Below are 15,338 nucleotides of genomic sequence, written 5' to 3' on the forward strand. Positions count from 1 at the left end.
AAGCCTTTAAAATGAACGAGCTTAAAGCAAAGCCGATTTATCTGGACTACCAGGCGACGACGCCGACCGACCCGCGGGTTGTCGAGGCAATGCTGCCGTATTTCACCGAGAAATTCGGTAACCCGCATTCGCGCAACCACAGCTTTGGCTGGGAAGCGGAAGACGCGGTCGAAGTGGCACGTGGCCAGGTTGCCAAGATCATCGGCGCATCGGCCAAGGAAATCATCTTTACCTCGGGTGCGACTGAGTCCAACAACCTTGCACTCAAGGGCGTGATGAAGTTCTACGGCAAGAAGAAGCCGCATCTGATCACGGTCGTGACCGAACATAAATGCGTGCTCGACAGTGCCCGCCACCTTGAGCAGGAAGGTTACAAAGTGACCTATCTTGGCGTTAAGGAAAACGGCCTGATCGACCTTGAAGAACTCAAGGCTGCCATCACCGACGAAACCGCACTTGTCTCTGTCATGGGTGTGAACAACGAAATCGGTGTCATTCAGCCGCTCAAGGAGATCGGCGAAATCTGCCGTGAACGCAAAGTCTTCTTCCATACCGACTGTGCGCAGGCGGTTGGCAAGATCGACCTTGATGTTGATGACATGAAAATCGACCTGATGTCGATTTCCGGTCACAAGATCTATGGTCCGAAAGGCGTTGGTGCTCTTTACGTTCGCCGTCGTCCGCGTGTGCGTGTGATTGCACAGATCACCGGTGGTGGTCAGGAACGCGGCATGCGTTCGGGTACGCTGCCGACCCCGCTGATCGTGGGCCTTGGCAAGGCGTGTGACATTCTGACCAATGAAATGGCCGAAGAAAACGCCCGTATCGAGAAGCTGCGTGACTACACGCTTCAGCGTTTCCGTGACCGTCTCGAAGACATCTATGTCAATGGTGACGAACATGAACGTGTTTGCGGCAACCTGAACATCTCGTTTGCCTATGTCGAAGGTGAAAGCCTTCTGATGGACATCAAGAACATCGCCGTATCTTCGGGCTCTGCCTGCACCTCTGCGTCGCTGGAACCGTCTTATGTTCTGCGTGCTCTTGGTGTCGACGAGGAACTTGCACACACCTCGCTGCGTATTGGCATTGGCCGTTACACCACCAAGGAAGAACTCGACGAAGCTGTAGATGCGATCTGCACTGCCGTTGAGCGCCTTCGCGAGATGAGCCCGCTTTGGGAAATGGCCCAAGAAGGCATCGACATCAAGTCGATCGAATGGGCTGAGCACTAAGAAGCGCCTGAATTAACGTCATCGTCTCGTGAGAGAGACCAAAAGATTATTGGAGAAGAACCATGGCTTATAGTGAAAAACTGATCGACCATTACGAAAACCCGCGCAACGTCGGTTCCATGGACAAGAACGAATCTTCTGTCGGTACCGGCCTTGTTGGCGCGCCTGCTTGCGGCGACGTTATGAAGCTGCAGATCAAGGTGACCCCGGAAGGCATCATCGAAGATGCGAAGTTCAAGACCTTTGGTTGCGGTTCGGCAATTGCGTCGAGCTCGCTGATCACCGAATGGGTCAAGGGCAAGTCGCTTGACGAAGCCGGTTCGATCAAGAACTCGCAGATTGCCGAGGAACTCGCACTTCCGCCGGTTAAGGTTCACTGCTCGATCCTGGCCGAAGACGCGATCAAGGCTGCAATCAGCGACTATAAAACCAAAAACGGCGCAGCGGACGTGGACGCTGCTGAATAAGCAGCGCCCACTCCCCACCGTTTTCGGAATTTTGGGAGAATACAATGGCTCTACCGTCACCGATTTCTGTCACACCGGTTGCCCTTGATCACATCAAGGCACTGCTTGATAGCCGTGGGAAACCGTCGCACGGCATCCGGCTTGGTGTGCGCAGCAAAGGGTGCTCGGGCCTGTCCTACACGCTGGAATATGCGGATGGTGCCGATGGCTTCGAAGAAGTCGTCGAGCTTGAAGACGGCGTGCGCATCCTGATCGACCCGAAAGCCATCATGTTCGTGCTTGGCACAGAGATGGATTACGAGGTCAACAAGATGGAAGAAGGCTTTGTTTTCCGGAACCCCAACGAAAAAGGTCGTTGTGGTTGCGGGGAATCCTTCCACGTCTGATCAGGCCGGGCTTTCCCTGCTTTCTGAATGGTTATGGCCCTGGCGACATCGCCGGGGCCATCGCCTGAAAAGGGTGATGTGACCGAATACCGGTCAGCTTTCGCCTTGTTGAACTGATTTGTTTTTGTTTTTTAATCCTCGGAAGTGCATCGCGTGAGCAACACCGAACAATCTGCGCACAAGGTTTGCTGGTCCTGCAAGGGGCCGGTCGAAGCAAGCGCACTGTTTTGCGAAACCTGCAACGCCATTCAGGCCCCGGGCCAGCTGGATCATTTTACCCGCTTTGGCCTGGAAAAATCCTTTGCGGTTGATGTCGATGCGATGGAAGCGACCTATCTCAAGCAGCAGCAATTGCTTCATCCCGACCGGTTTGCCTCAAAATCCGGCCGTGAGCAGGCCCTGTCATCGCAACAGGCCGCAAGCCTGAACGAGGCTTTCGAGACGCTTAAAAACCCGGTCGCACGCGCGCATTACATGCTTCGTCAGGCCGGTCATGAGCCCGAAGGCGGCGAAGGCCACACGGTCAATGATCCGGAACTTCTGATGGAAGCGATGGAAATGCGTGAGGCCCTTGATGATGCCGCAGATAAAAGCACCATCGATGCCATGATCAAGGATACCCGCAAACAGGCGCGTGCCTGTGAAAAGGACCTTGAGGCGGCCTTCGATGGCGAATCCTATGACGCGGCCAAAAAACTGGCCACCCGCCTGAGATACCTGATGAAAATGACCGAGGAAGCGCGCGCGAAGAAATCGCGCCTTGCCGCTGCCTGATCATAGAAAAAGACTGGACGTAAAGATGGCTTTGCTAAAAATCCACGAACCGGGCGAAACCCCGCTCCCGCACGAGGAAGAACGCCAGATCGCTGTCGGCATCGACCTTGGCACGACCAACTCGGTTGTCGCGATCTCGAACTCGGAAAAGCCCGAAGTGCTGCGCGATAAATCCGGTGGTAATGCGATTGTGCCATCTGTGGTTTATTACGGCGATGATGCCCCGGTGGTCGGCGAGGCCGCGCGTGATCAGATCAATTCTGATGCCAGCCGCGTGGTATCATCGGTCAAACGCCTGATGGGCCGTGGGCTTGAAGACGTCAAATCGGTGGCAGGTACACTTCCTTATCACGTTGAAGTGCCCGAAGAGTCCGAGACCGAAAACGGCGAACCGACGATGGTGCGCCTCAATGTCGGCAAGCGGGTTCTGACCCCGGTCGAAGTTTCTGCCGATATCCTGCGTTCCTTACGTACGCGGGCGGAAGAAAGCCTTGATCAGTCGGTCGAAAAGGCCGTGATCACTGTGCCGGCCTATTTCGATGATGGTGCGCGTACCGCGACCAAGGATGCTGCCAAGCTTGCCGGGATTGAAGTCCTGCGTCTGGTCAATGAACCGACGGCCGCTGCCCTTGCCTATGGCCTCGATAACGGGGCAGAGGGGCTTTATGCCGTTTATGACCTTGGCGGCGGGACCTTTGATATCTCGCTTCTGAAAATGCAGAAGGGTGTCTTCCAGGTGAAGGCAACCGGCGGTGACGCGGCCCTTGGTGGCGATGATTTCGATCACGCGATTGCCGAACATCTTTTGGCGGAACGCAAGGATGGCGGGGCGACCGATGATTTGGATGCGTCTGATGCCAAACGCCTGCTCAAGGCGGCCCGCACGGTCAAGGAAAGCCTGACCGATCAGGACAGTGTCGAGGTCACCGTGGCGCTTTCTGGCACGGAAACCAAACATACGGTCACCCGTGAACAGTTTGATGCGATGATCGCCAAGCTGGTCGCTCGCACGACCGCGATCACCGAACAGGTCCTTGATGACGCCGATATCCTGCCCGAAGACGTCAAGGGTGTCGTGCTGGTGGGCGGTTCGACCCGCGTGCCGGCCGTGCGCAAGGCCGTCGCCGATCTGTTTGAACAGGAACCGCTGTCTGACATCGACCCGGACGAGGTTGTCGCCCTTGGCGCGGCCCTTCAGGCAGAGGCCCTTACAGGTGGTTCAGACAACCTTCTTCTGGATGTCACGCCGCTGTCGCTTGGGCTTGAAACCATGGGCGGGATTGTTGAAAAGGTCATTGACCGCAACACCCCGATCCCGGTCGCCAAGGCACAGGAATTCACTACCTATCAGGATGGCCAGTCGGCCATGATGATCCATGTGGTGCAGGGCGAACGTGAAATGGTTGATCAGTGCCGCTCGCTCGCGCGCTTTGTTCTGACCGGCATTCCGTCAATGGCCGCAGGGGCCGCGCGCATTCGTGTGCAGTTCAATGTCGATGCTGATGGTCTTCTGACTGTCTCGGCCCGCGAAGAAACCACCGGCACCGAACAGGAAGTCGCGGTCAAGCCGACCTATGGCATCAACGAAACCGATATGGCGACCATGTTGCGCGATAGCATGATGCATGCCCGCGAAGACATGGAAATGCGCGTCCTGACCGAGGCCCGCGTTGAAGCCCGCCGTAACATTCTGGCGGTCAACGCCGCGATGGCAGCGGACAAGGCGCTTCTGACCGCAGAAGACGAAACCAATATCAATCAGGCGATTAACAACCTTGAAACGGCCATGGCCGGCGAGGACCGCGATGCGATCAATGACGCCGCCGAGGCGCTTGAAAATGCCTCGCGCCCGTTTGCCGAGGCCCGCATGGATAGCCGGATCCGCCAGGCACTTGCCGGGCAAAATGTCGATGAAGTGAACTAGGAAGTGAATTAATCGACACCGGTAGAATTGACAAACCGGCGAACTGCGGCGATTGTCCCCGACAACCGCCAAGGTCAGGGCCGGACAAGTGCGAAGCACTGCTTCGTATAAACAGAGATCGAACGACAAGTATTACCGAGGAGAAAGGCACAGATGCCTAAGATCGTTTTTGTTGAGCCGGATGGCACCGAAAAGGAATTCGAAGTTGCCGACGGCCTGTCCGTTCTGGAAGCTGCCCACAAGAANGGCATTGANCTNGAAGGCGCATGCGAAGGTTCGCTGGCNTGNTCGACCTGCCACGTNGTTCTNGACGAAGANTGGTTNGACAAGCTNGACGAGCCGTCCGAAGACGAAGAAGACATGCTTGATCTTGCCTTTGGCCTGACNGAAACNTCGCGNCTTGGCTGCCAGATCATCATGAGCGACGAGCTTGACGGCCTGCGCGTGACCCTGCCGTCCGCGACCCGTAACATGATGGTCGACAAGTAAGTTTTATCACCTTCTGCTGACCGGGCGGGTGACCGCCCTGGCGCCAAAGGAGACAGATATGCGTTGGACAGATATTCAGGACATCGCGATCGAGCTTGAGGAAGCCCATCCTGACAAGGATAACCTCAACCTTCGCTTCACCGACCTGCATAAATGGGTCACTGAGCTTGAAGGGTTCGAAGACGATCCCGCGAAATCGAACGAGAAAATTCTCGAAGCCATCCAGATGGCCTGGATCGACGAACGCGAAGACTGATTTTGATGAGCGTGATGTGCGCCAGACGGCCTGCACCCTGATCACGAAATACCGGACCAGCCTGCACATGCGGGCTGGTCCGTTTTTGTTTGCGCGAAGATATAAATAAACTAGGGACGTGACAACCATGAGCAAAGCCGCCACCTTCACCGACATCATCCCGGCCGACAGCCTGTTTGGCAAATTGCGCACCTGCGCGCCCGAAGCCTGGCAAAGCTATGTCTGCCATGACTTCGTCAAGCAGCTTGGCAATGGCACGCTGCCCGAAGCTGCGTTCAAGCATTACCTTATTCAGGATTACCTGTTCCTGATCCAGTTTTCGCGTGCCTATGCGCTGGCGGTCTATAAGGCCGAAGACCTTCACGCCATGCGCCAGTTTTCCGGCACCGTGCACGCCATCCTTGATATGGAAATGAGCCTGCATCTCGACTTCTGCAAAGGCTGGGGCCTTTCCGAGGCCGATATCGTCGCCCAGCCAGAGGCGCGCGCATGTATCGCCTATACCCGCTATGTGCTTGATCGTGGCCATCAGGGCGATGTGGTCGACCTGCAGGTGGCCCTGATGCCCTGTATGGTGGGCTATGCCGAAATCGCAAACCGCCTGATGGCAAGTTCTGATACAAGGCTTGACGGCAATCCGTACCGGGCATGGATTGAAATGTATGCGTCCGAAGAATTCCAGGACGTGGCAAAGGCCGAGATCGAGTTGCTTGAACATACATCCGCAACCCGTGGCGGTCATCGCCGCCTTGAAGGGCTGGTCGAGACCTTTACGATGGCAAGCCGCCTTGAAGCCGATTTTTGGCAGATGGGACTTGATCTGGCAAAATAGGCCAATATCGCCTATATAAGCTCGAAAGACGACGTGCGGGTGGCGGAAATGCCGCCCGTTAGCTTTTTGGATTAACTTCTTGTCGCTGCGGCCTTGACCCGCAGATGGGTGGGAAAAATGAACTCTCTTGGCTTTGATAAAGCCCCGGAAGATACCCGCGTGGTTGTCGCCATGTCGGGCGGGGTTGATAGCTCTGCCGTTGCAGCCCTTCTGAAATCAGAAGGCTATGACGTGGTGGGCATCACGCTTCAGCTTTATGATATGGGGGCCAATGCCCCGACCCGTGCGAAATCCTGTTGTGCCGGGCGCGATATTTATGATGCGCGCAAGGTGGCCGAGGATATCGACATTCCCTATTACGTGCTCGATTACGAATCACGCTTCCGCGAAGAAGTGATCGATGATTTTGCCGACAGCTACATGCGCGGCGAAACCCCGATCCCCTGCGTGAAATGCAACCAGACCGTCAAGTTCCGCGATCTGCTTGAAACGTCCTATGACCTGGGCGCTGATTGCATGGCGACCGGCCATTATGTGCAGCGGAAACTGGGTGCCAATGGTCGCGCTGAACTGCACCGTGCGGCCGATCCCAACCGCGATCAAAGCTACTTCCTGTTCACCACAACCCAGGAACAGCTCGATTTCCTGCGCTTCCCGCTGGGCCATTTGATGAGCAAGGCGGAAACCCGCGCGCTTGCTGCCAAATACGGCCTTGAAGTTGCCGACAAGCCCGACAGTCAGGATATCTGCTTTGTCCCGGATGGCAAATATGCCCGTCTGGTCGAACGCCTCCGTCCCGAGGCGGGCGAACCGGGCGAGATCGTTGATCTTGATGGCAATGTGCTCGGCGATCATCGTGGGCTTATCCATTACACGGTCGGGCAGCGCCGTGGGCTTAATATCGGTGGCACGGCAGAACCGCTTTATGTCGTCAAACTCTCGCCGGAAAAACGTCAGGTGATTGTTGGCCCGAAAGCCGCACTTGCCAAAAAACTGGTCTATGTCCGCGAGCTCAACTGGCTTGATGGTGACGGGATTGATGAAAACGGGGTTGAGGTCGAAGTCAAACTGCGCTCGGCCATGCAGCCGACGACCGCAACCGTCTACCCCGAAGCATCCGGCGAAGCCCGCATTGAACTGCACGATGCCCAGTTTGGCATCGCACCGGGGCAGGCCGGGGTGTTCTATCAGGGCGAACGCGTCCTTGGTGGTGGCTGGATCACGCGTGAAGAACTGATCAGCAACACCGCAAGCGCTGCCTGATCACCGAATGCCACGGGCGAGGGCAGATGATCCTCGCCCGTCGGTTTTGTTTGGCGGATTTGCGGAAATCTTTTTTGACAAAATCGTCAAAAAGGCGCTTGACGGGGACGGCTCCCTGACTTAAAAACCGCCTCGTTCCGCACCGTACGGAACACCACAAAATTGCTTGTGGCGGAGTAGCTCAGCTGGTTAGAGCAGCGGAATCATAATCCGCGTGTCGGGGGTTCAAGTCCCTCCTCCGCTACCAATTAAATAAGCCCTGCATCCCTGATGCAGGGCTTGTTTCATTTCTACGCGGCAGGAGAGGGCTTGAGCCCCTGGTTCGCGAGAAAGCGAGGCACGCAGCTTTCGAGAGACATCGCTCATCGGGCGATGGTCCGCCGGGCAAAGCCCAAGGATAAAAAGCAGCCCAAAGGCTGGTTTTTACAATTCCTTTCGTGCCAATTGCTTATATCAGTTCTATGAAGACTGCCTGACCTCCATAGAAGAGAAAAGGCCAGTTGCTGATTGGGCGTATTAACTAATTGATTTCTTTTAGGTCATCTAGCGCGTTGCAAACTGCTTTCAGCTTGCTGAGGGCTGTCCGCGAGTTATCAATTAGATAGAGTTTTTCCTCGCCCGCACGAAATTTGTTCTCTCTGATGTAAACGAAGTCATTTTGTATGCAGGATACCGATTGCAAAAGGCATCCTGCAGTAGACTCAGCGTTTGAGTGGATTAACTTCACAAGTCGGAGTTGATCTGGTGACAGTGTCGCCTGAAAATTGTCTTTTAACCAACCAAAGTGAGCAGCGATCTCTTGAGTTCTCTCGATAACTTCTTGTGCGCGTTTTGTGTCAACGAGACTGAATGCGATTTTTAGATCCTCATTGTTCTCACTAATACGTTTGCGCTGCTCTAGCTCTTCCCTTGTAAGGCCCTCGTCATGTTCTGGAAAACGCTCCTCGGGTCTTAACTCGTTGCTCAGAGTCAGTTTGTTTCCTAGGTTTTCAAGCTGGGGCTGAAGTTCTTTTAGTCTCTCCAACGCAACAGGAGCTTTTTCGATTGCGAGCGCAAAGCGCTGGTGAAAAGGTTTCATTGCTTTTGTATGTGCTGCATCTTCTTGCCATTGGAAGCTTAGATGAGCAGCGAAGAATGCACCAAACACACCAATTGCTGATCCTAAAATGCTTCCCCATCCATCAGATACTATGGACAGTGACGGTAAAAAAATTAGTGAGCTAACTATGCCCGTGAGCCAACCGCAAAGAAGTAAAACCAACGCATGAAGTTGCTTGTCTTTCATGGTTAAAGTCCAAAAATATATTTGTGTGTATTACATATTTACAGTTCTATTTATAATCGTGAAAGGGGCCTTTTCGCTTTCTGTGTCTTAACCGCAAAAGCGCCTTTCGCTTCGATCAAATTGATCAGATTGGCATTAATCGTGAGGTTTATCCTGTGCGTTTTTCCTGAAATGGTCACGGTGATTGCGACAATACAGACGGCTCCATCTGCAAGTTCTATGGTCGTTGAGTGTGTTAGGATGTTTTTACGGTCGGCCTGCATGCGTTCGACGCGAAAGTTAAGGGGCTCTGCTTCCAGTTCCAGCAATTCTGTTATCGTTTTGCTCGCTTCCCATCCTACCAACGTATAGATATAGTCTGAGAAACCCCTCTGTTTGGGAAGCCCGCGCCCACCGATGCCCGACGCCGTTTATTTGTTTATTTCCCTGTTTCTTGCCGTCGTTGCCGTTGTTGCGGTGGGCTATGCGGCCCGTTTGCACAGACAGGAAACTGCGCGTCAGGACCTGTCTGATGCCGTGATGGCGATGATTTCCGACGGTATTGTGACGCTTGGTGCGGATGGTTCTGTTAAGCGTCTCAACGCAGCCGCCAAAGCGATGTTTGGCCGGGAGGTTTCGGGTCGGAACCTCGCCGATCTGCTACGGGGCTTTCCCGGCGCTGGCGACGCATTGGCGCAAATCGAATACCGGGCCGACGCCGTTCGTGCGGACGGCTCGATTTTCCCGGTTACCGTGACGCTTTTGGCGCCAAGTGACCGGAGTGAAACCGTTCTGATTATCCGCGATCTCTCGCGTATTCGGCCGGGTGCGACCGAGGAAGAACAACGCTTCAAGCAAAGCCAGTATTTCGCGCGCATCGGGACCTGGGACTGGCGCATTGATACCGACGAGCTTTACTGGTCGGACGCGATTTATGGCATGTTTGGCTATAAACCGGGCGAGGTCACGCCGACTTATTCGCTGTTTTGTGATGCCGTGCATCCCGATGACAAGGAGCACGTCCGCGCAGGTGAAATCCGCTGCATTGAAACCGGCGAAAACCATGACGAGGAATACCGCGTGGTTTGGCCGGATGGCACCATCCGCTGGCTGCGTGAAACCGGCAATGTCACCAAGAACGAGGCGGGCCAAACCATCAAGATGATGGGGGTTGTGCGCGACATTACCGAGGAACGCGCCGAAACCGATCAAATCCGTGACCTTGCCTTCCATGACCCGCTGACCCGCTTGCCAAACCGGATCATTTTTGAAGACCGTCTGCGCAAGGCGATGGACCGTGCGAAGCGCAACAAAAAGCGCGTTGCGGTGGTGTTTATGGATCTTGACGGGTTCAAGCAGATCAATGATGAGCTTGGCCATGTCGCGGGTGATCACATTCTGATCAATACCGGGCAGCGCTTGATGAATTCCGTCCGGGCCTCTGATACCGTGGCGCGCATCGGTGGGGATGAATTTACCGTCATTCTCGAGGACCTTGAAACCGATGCCGAGGTCCATGGCATTGCAGACAAGATTCTTGGCGCAATCGCCGAGCCGATGGAATTGGGCGAGGGCAGCTATCGCGTCGGTGCCAGCCTTGGCATCGCGATTTATCCCGAACATGCCAGAACGCTTGATACCCTGATCCATATCGCCGATCAGGCAATGTATGCCGCTAAGGCAGAGGGCACGAACCTTTATCACATCGGTTGGGAGATGGCAGAGTGAGGACCGATAACATCGAAATACGCCCCGCCACCCGCGATGATCGTGATGCCTGGGAAACTCTGTTTCGCGACTATATGGTGTTTTATGGCTGTGCTGTTTCTGAAACCGCACTCGACACCACTTGGGGCTGGATCAGCGATCCTGACGGCCCCATGGAATGCCTGCTGGCCGTCAAGGACGGGCAGGTCGTCGGCCTTGCGCAATACCGTGCGGTGCCCGAAACCCTAACCGGTAGCTGGTTCGGCCATCTTGACGATCTTTTCGTCGCATCCGAGGCCCGCGGTGCTGGTGTGGCACAGGCCCTGATGACAAAGCTTTGCGATATCGCCCGCGACCAGGGATGGTTCAAACTCACCTGGATCACCGCCGAAGACAATGCAACCGCCCGCAGGCTGTATGATCAGATCACAGATGCCTCGAACTGGGTGGTTTACGAGCGGATGCTTGGGGATTGAATTATGAGAGGCTACGTGAGGGAGTGTTTTGCGCTTCCTTGCCATAGCCACGCGGGGCACAACCCATCACCCGTTTGAATGCTGTGCTGAAGGAGCTTTCAGACTCATAGCCCAGTGACAGCGAGATTTGTGAAAGTGGCTCTCGGGAATGCAGCAGCTTTTCACCCGCCAGCATCATGCGCCATTGGGTCAGATAGGCCATCGGGCTTTGTCCGACCTTGTCCTTAAAACGGGCGGCAAATGCGGACCGCGACATGCCCGAACATCGTGCAAGGGTCTCAACCGTCCAGTTTTGTGCGGGATCGGCATGGATTGCTGATATCGCTTTGCTGATTTGCGGGTCGGCAAGGGCAAAAAACCAGCCAACCCCCTTGGCATCATCATTCATGTACATGCGCAAGACCTGGATCAGCATCATATGTGCCAGATGCTGCAAAACCAGTTTGCTGCCCGGATCGTTTTTGCGCATTTCGGCCATGGTGCGTTCGATGCAGTGGCGCAGTTCGTTGCTTTCATCCCGATTGCGGATAACCACAAGCGGCGGCAACATCGCAAGCAACAAGTCGGCCTGCGGCCCTTGCAGCCCAAATCGGCTGCTTGCCACCACGCAATCCCCGCCGCCATTAAGTGTTTTGATGGTGCCAAACCCGGCAGGTTTGAAGGTTGTGCCTGCTTGCAGTGGTGCGACATCAAGGTCGCTTGCCATCAAGAACGCCTTGCCATGAGGCAGTAGGACGCAGTCTCCAGTTTGCAGGTGCACCGGCTCCGTCACGCCCTCAACCGAAATCCAGCAGTCCCCTTTTACCACTGCAGCCGTTTTGATGTTTTGCCCCTGATCGGGAAACTGGATCGCCCAGGGCGCGCCGATGTCGAACCCGGCCGAAAGGTAGTTTTCCGGGCGGAGAAGGGCGAGGATGTCGGAAAGCGGATCCATTGGCTGCCTGTTTGTGGACGAATGAGAATATATATTGGACTGATACGCATAGATCGTCCAGATCGCAAGCGATATCGTGCTTGGGACGGGAACATGATGTGTTCTGGTTTTTTCCAGATGTGATGTAAGGACGGAGTGACGATGCGTGTGTTTGTAACAGGTGCGACGGGGTTTGTCGGATCAGCCGTGGTGCAGGAACTTCTTGATCACGGGCATTCGGTATTGGGTCTGACGCGTTCCGATGCGGGGGCCGAAAAGCTTGCCGCACTCGGGGCGACTGCCTTTCACGGTGATCTTGAAGATGTGGGGAAACTTCAAAGCGGGGCGGCGTCCTGTGATGCGGTGATCCATACTGCCTTTGATCATGATTTTTCCCGCTATGTCGAAAATTGCGAAAAGGATCGCCGCGTGATCAGGGCTATGGGGGCGGTTCTGGCCGGATCGGATCGCCCGATGATTGTGACATCGGGTATCGCGCTTCTGCGTGCTGATCGGCCCTTGGTTGAAAGCGATACGGTCAGCGGAGATATCCCGCGCAAGGCTTCAGACGAGGCGGCAGCTGAAATAGCAGCAGATGGCGTGAATGTCTCGGTTATGCGGTTGCCGCCGTCAGTGCATGGGGCGGGAGATCATGGCTTTGTTCCGCTTCTGATCAACCTGGCACGGGAAAAGGGATTTGCCGCCTGTATCGAAGATGGCGAGAACCTTTGGCCTGCAGTACATCGCTTTGATGCGGCACGGGCCTATCGCCTCGCCATCGAAGATAACGCCAGCCAAACCGCTTATCATGCCGTGGCGGAGGAAGGTGTCGCATTCGCCGATATCGCCCATGCGATCAGTGTCGGACTTGATGTTCCGTTCAAGTCCATGACGCTTGAGCAGGCCGAGGACTATTTCGGTTGGTTCAGCCATTTCGCGGCCATCGATTGCTGCGCATCAAGCGGGAGAACCCAGCAAGCACTTGGTTGGGTGCCGCGTGAAATCGGCCTGATCGAGGATATGCAAAACGCCGGATACTTTGATGAATGACGCAATAAGGAAGGCCGGAAAGCTCCGGCCTTCCTTATCATCGGAGTGTTCGCTGCTGATGATGGCCAAGGCTGGACAAAACCCGCCCGTCAATCACAATCAACACAACCCCGATGGCGGGGCAAGCAGGCCAAACTCTGTGTCATACGTCGGTACCCCAAAAATCACGATGACGCCGCCAAAACCGATCAGAATGCCGATGGCTTTGCGCGTTCTCTCCTTTGTCATTTTCCGGTTGCGGTGTAGTAGGGCGTTCTGCGCTCAATCCAGGCTGTCAGGCCCTCATCAATATCATCGGTGCCGAACCCGTTTGGCTTCAACCTGCAAGCCTTCGGCAATGCTCAGATTGACGCACAAAAGGACCGGAAGTTTCCGGTCCTTTTGTCAACGGCGGACTAATTCTACGAACGTTATTGTTTGGCCACTACCTGGCTTTCTTCGGCCAGTTCTTCATCTGGTGTAAGAACTGGGACAAGCTTGACAGCCGAAGGCAGATATTCGAATTGGTCATCTTCCGGGTCTGATGCCTGGTTGATCATTTCAGCAACAAGAAGCCCCAGCAATCCGACCTGAGCACCGGAACTGGTTCGGTTTGCCTGGCTTACATTGAACGGACCAATGATCTGGACAGATTGTTGGAAGCCATTCTTCTTGCAAGTAACAGTAAATTCCCGAGTTTGGCTTCCATAAAGCGGCACCCGAATGGCATGTGGTGTGACCACCGATGCGGTGAAATACTCGTGTTTCACCTCACATGTTGCTCCGGTAATTTCCGGTGCTGCGGTCCAGGCATCGCCTCCTTCGGAACTGACTGTGCGTACTTCAAACGTTTGCTCGCCCTTATAGTTTTCAGACAACTTCTTATAATGGTCGTCATCTATATTGACCATCGTAACCGATGAAACCCCGCTAAGAGGGGCAGCTGGTTTATTTTGAGCGCATGCAGCCAGGAAAAGCGCAGTGCAACACGTTATCGCAAGTTTTAGAAAAGACGTTTTGGTGGTCATCCCAATCCCCTGTCAGGATAATCTAAAAGAGTGCTGTTGTCCCATAAAGCACGTAAAACTGGTACTCAATTCGCCTGAGGTCGGCTGTGACAGTTGTCACATTTAGGTCTGTTTTCTGAAATAAATGCATATCGGTCAGTTATATCGTTTGCTCAGCAATCGCCCGTCAATGATGACCAACCCAACTCCGATGACGACCATGCCGATGATGTGCTGCGCCATCAGGATCTCGTCGAGAAATCCCACACCCAGCAAGATCGCACTGACCGGGATCAGGAAGGTCACCAGCAGCAGGTTGCTTGCGCCCGCCCGTTTGAGGATGGCGAAATAGAGGATATAGGCAAGTGCTGTGCTGAGCGTCGCAAAGCCCAGAACGGCAAGGATGGTGGCGGTCGTCGGAACGGGCAGGTGCCAGGGCTGATCAATCATGATTGAAAGCGGCAGCAACATCAGGCTTGAGGCACTTGTCATTCCGGCCGCCGTCAGGATCGGTGGGGTTTCGGCAAAGCGACGGCCAAATACGCCGGCACAGCCATAGCTGAATGCGGCCAACAGAACCGCCGCCGGGGCAAGCAGCCCAAACTCTGTGCCAGATGTCGGCACGCCGAAAATCAGGATGACGCCACCAAATCCGATCAGAACGCCGATGGCTTTGCGCGGTCTCAGCTTTTCGCTGTCCGTTGCGATATGGGCGATCAACAGAGTGAAAAGCGGGGTGGTGGCATTGAGGATCGCGGCAAGGCCGCTTGTGATGTGCGTCTGGCTCCAGACAATCAGGCAAAACGGCACAAGGTTGTTGAGTGCCCCCATCACAGCAATCGCGCCCCAGAATTTCGGGTCCCGCGGGATCGGGATATCACGCAGCAACACCACCCACCACAACACGATGGCGGCAATCGACACCCGGCACAGCACAAGGGTTAGCGGAGGCAAATCGACCAGCGCGATTTCGGTAAAGAAGAACGATCCGCCCCACAGAACAGATAGCGAAATCAGCATCACCCAACTGGTGCGATCCATCAGCGGGGCAGGTGCATTCGGCCGCGAGGTGTGGGTAGAGCGCGCCCGGGAACGGGGAGGGGCCTCAATCCCGCGACCTGCCGGACGTATGGCAATCTCGTTCTCAAGCGATAACAGGCGTGTGGTGTTTTCGTGGGGCAACATCGCAGGCTCCATCCATCAGTTGGTGACGGACGAAGGTTAGGCTCCTCGCGCAAAAGCTGCTCGCCAGTTTCGGACTTGAACGTGGATACAAAAAAAGCGGGGCGACATTGGCCCCGCTTAATCATCAGACA

The 15,338-nt window shown here is 55.1% G+C and carries 17 protein-coding genes and 1 tRNA gene; 13 read left to right on the forward strand and 5 right to left on the reverse strand.

The features are described from left to right. Positions 1–11 precede the first annotated feature (11 nt). From CMO10_RS03480 to CMO10_RS03525, 10 genes are all read left to right on the forward strand, one after another. The gene (locus CMO10_RS03480) at positions 12–1,235 is read left to right on the forward strand and encodes an IscS subfamily cysteine desulfurase (protein ID WP_297018887.1); all 1,224 of its coding nucleotides are present in this window, start codon (positions 12–14) and stop codon (positions 1,233–1,235) included. Positions 1,236–1,297: 62 nt separating this feature from the next. After that, the gene (gene iscU / locus CMO10_RS03485) at positions 1,298–1,702 is read left to right on the forward strand and encodes a Fe-S cluster assembly scaffold IscU (protein WP_044826599.1); all 405 of its coding nucleotides are present in this window, start codon (positions 1,298–1,300) and stop codon (positions 1,700–1,702) included. Between the two features lie 44 nt (positions 1,703–1,746). Continuing rightward, on the forward strand, positions 1,747–2,088 hold the full coding sequence (locus CMO10_RS03490; protein ID WP_044826600.1) for a HesB/IscA family protein: 342 nt from the start codon (positions 1,747–1,749) through the stop codon (positions 2,086–2,088). A gap of 153 nt (positions 2,089–2,241) precedes the next feature. Further along, a complete protein-coding gene (gene hscB / locus CMO10_RS03495; protein ID WP_297018888.1) occupies positions 2,242–2,862 on the forward strand; it encodes a Fe-S protein assembly co-chaperone HscB in 621 nt (206 codons plus the stop codon). Between the two features lie 25 nt (positions 2,863–2,887). Next, a complete protein-coding gene (hscA, locus tag CMO10_RS03500) occupies positions 2,888–4,786 on the forward strand; it encodes a Fe-S protein assembly chaperone HscA (protein WP_297018889.1) in 1,899 nt (632 codons plus the stop codon). Positions 4,787–4,939: 153 nt separating this feature from the next. After that, the gene (locus CMO10_RS03505) at positions 4,940–5,275 is read left to right on the forward strand and encodes a ferredoxin family 2Fe-2S iron-sulfur cluster binding protein (RefSeq protein ID WP_297018890.1); all 336 of its coding nucleotides are present in this window, start codon (positions 4,940–4,942) and stop codon (positions 5,273–5,275) included. A 58-nt stretch (positions 5,276–5,333) separates the two neighbouring features. Continuing rightward, positions 5,334–5,531, forward strand: a complete 198-nt coding sequence (iscX, locus tag CMO10_RS03510) for a Fe-S cluster assembly protein IscX (protein ID WP_044826680.1) — start codon at positions 5,334–5,336, stop codon at positions 5,529–5,531. Positions 5,532–5,658: 127 nt separating this feature from the next. Then, the gene (tenA, locus tag CMO10_RS03515; RefSeq protein WP_297018891.1) at positions 5,659–6,363 is read left to right on the forward strand and encodes a thiaminase II; all 705 of its coding nucleotides are present in this window, start codon (positions 5,659–5,661) and stop codon (positions 6,361–6,363) included. A gap of 117 nt (positions 6,364–6,480) precedes the next feature. Beyond that, positions 6,481–7,626, forward strand: a complete 1,146-nt coding sequence (gene mnmA / locus CMO10_RS03520) for a tRNA 2-thiouridine(34) synthase MnmA (RefSeq protein ID WP_297018892.1) — start codon at positions 6,481–6,483, stop codon at positions 7,624–7,626. 170 nt (positions 7,627–7,796) lie between these two features. Further along, positions 7,797–7,873, forward strand: a tRNA-Met gene (locus CMO10_RS03525). 273 nt (positions 7,874–8,146) lie between these two features. Here CMO10_RS03525 and CMO10_RS03530 read toward each other — a convergent pair. Further along, the gene (locus tag CMO10_RS03530) at positions 8,147–8,911 is read right to left on the reverse strand and encodes a hypothetical protein (RefSeq protein ID WP_297018893.1); all 765 of its coding nucleotides are present in this window, start codon (positions 8,909–8,911) and stop codon (positions 8,147–8,149) included. Between the two features lie 50 nt (positions 8,912–8,961). Further along, positions 8,962–9,219, reverse strand: coding sequence for a type II toxin-antitoxin system HicB family antitoxin (locus tag CMO10_RS03535; RefSeq protein WP_297018894.1), 258 nt, complete (start codon positions 9,217–9,219; stop codon positions 8,962–8,964). 88 nt (positions 9,220–9,307) lie between these two features. On the opposite strand from CMO10_RS03535, the gene CMO10_RS03540 reads away from it, so the two are divergent. Continuing rightward, positions 9,308–10,618 (forward strand): diguanylate cyclase domain-containing protein, encoded by a 1,311-nt coding sequence (locus CMO10_RS03540; protein WP_297018895.1) that lies wholly within the window; start codon positions 9,308–9,310, stop codon positions 10,616–10,618. Beyond that, positions 10,615–11,073, forward strand: a complete 459-nt coding sequence (locus CMO10_RS03545; protein WP_297018896.1) for a GNAT family N-acetyltransferase — start codon at positions 10,615–10,617, stop codon at positions 11,071–11,073. Before CMO10_RS03540 ends, CMO10_RS03545 begins: the two co-directional genes overlap by 4 nt. A 1-nt stretch (position 11,074) precedes the next feature. Here CMO10_RS03545 and CMO10_RS03550 read toward each other — a convergent pair whose 3' ends face one another. Next, positions 11,075–12,007, reverse strand: coding sequence for an AraC family transcriptional regulator (locus tag CMO10_RS03550; protein WP_297018897.1), 933 nt, complete (start codon positions 12,005–12,007; stop codon positions 11,075–11,077). A 141-nt stretch (positions 12,008–12,148) separates the two neighbouring features. Between CMO10_RS03550 and CMO10_RS03555 the strand changes: the two genes are divergently transcribed. Then, positions 12,149–13,036 (forward strand): SDR family oxidoreductase, encoded by an 888-nt coding sequence (locus tag CMO10_RS03555; RefSeq protein ID WP_297018898.1) that lies wholly within the window; start codon positions 12,149–12,151, stop codon positions 13,034–13,036. A 410-nt stretch (positions 13,037–13,446) separates the two neighbouring features. On the opposite strand, the gene CMO10_RS03560 is transcribed toward CMO10_RS03555, so the two are convergent. Beyond that, positions 13,447–14,043, reverse strand: coding sequence for a hypothetical protein (locus CMO10_RS03560; RefSeq protein ID WP_297018899.1), 597 nt, complete (start codon positions 14,041–14,043; stop codon positions 13,447–13,449). A gap of 135 nt (positions 14,044–14,178) precedes the next feature. Then, positions 14,179–15,207: a DMT family transporter gene (locus CMO10_RS03565; RefSeq protein ID WP_297018900.1), complete on the reverse strand. Its 1,029-nt coding sequence runs from the start codon at positions 15,205–15,207 to the stop codon at positions 14,179–14,181. Positions 15,208–15,338: the final 131 nt, after the last annotated feature.

The organism is Thalassospira sp., from assembly GCF_002709775.1.
GTDB lineage: Bacteria > Pseudomonadota > Alphaproteobacteria > Rhodospirillales > Thalassospiraceae > Thalassospira.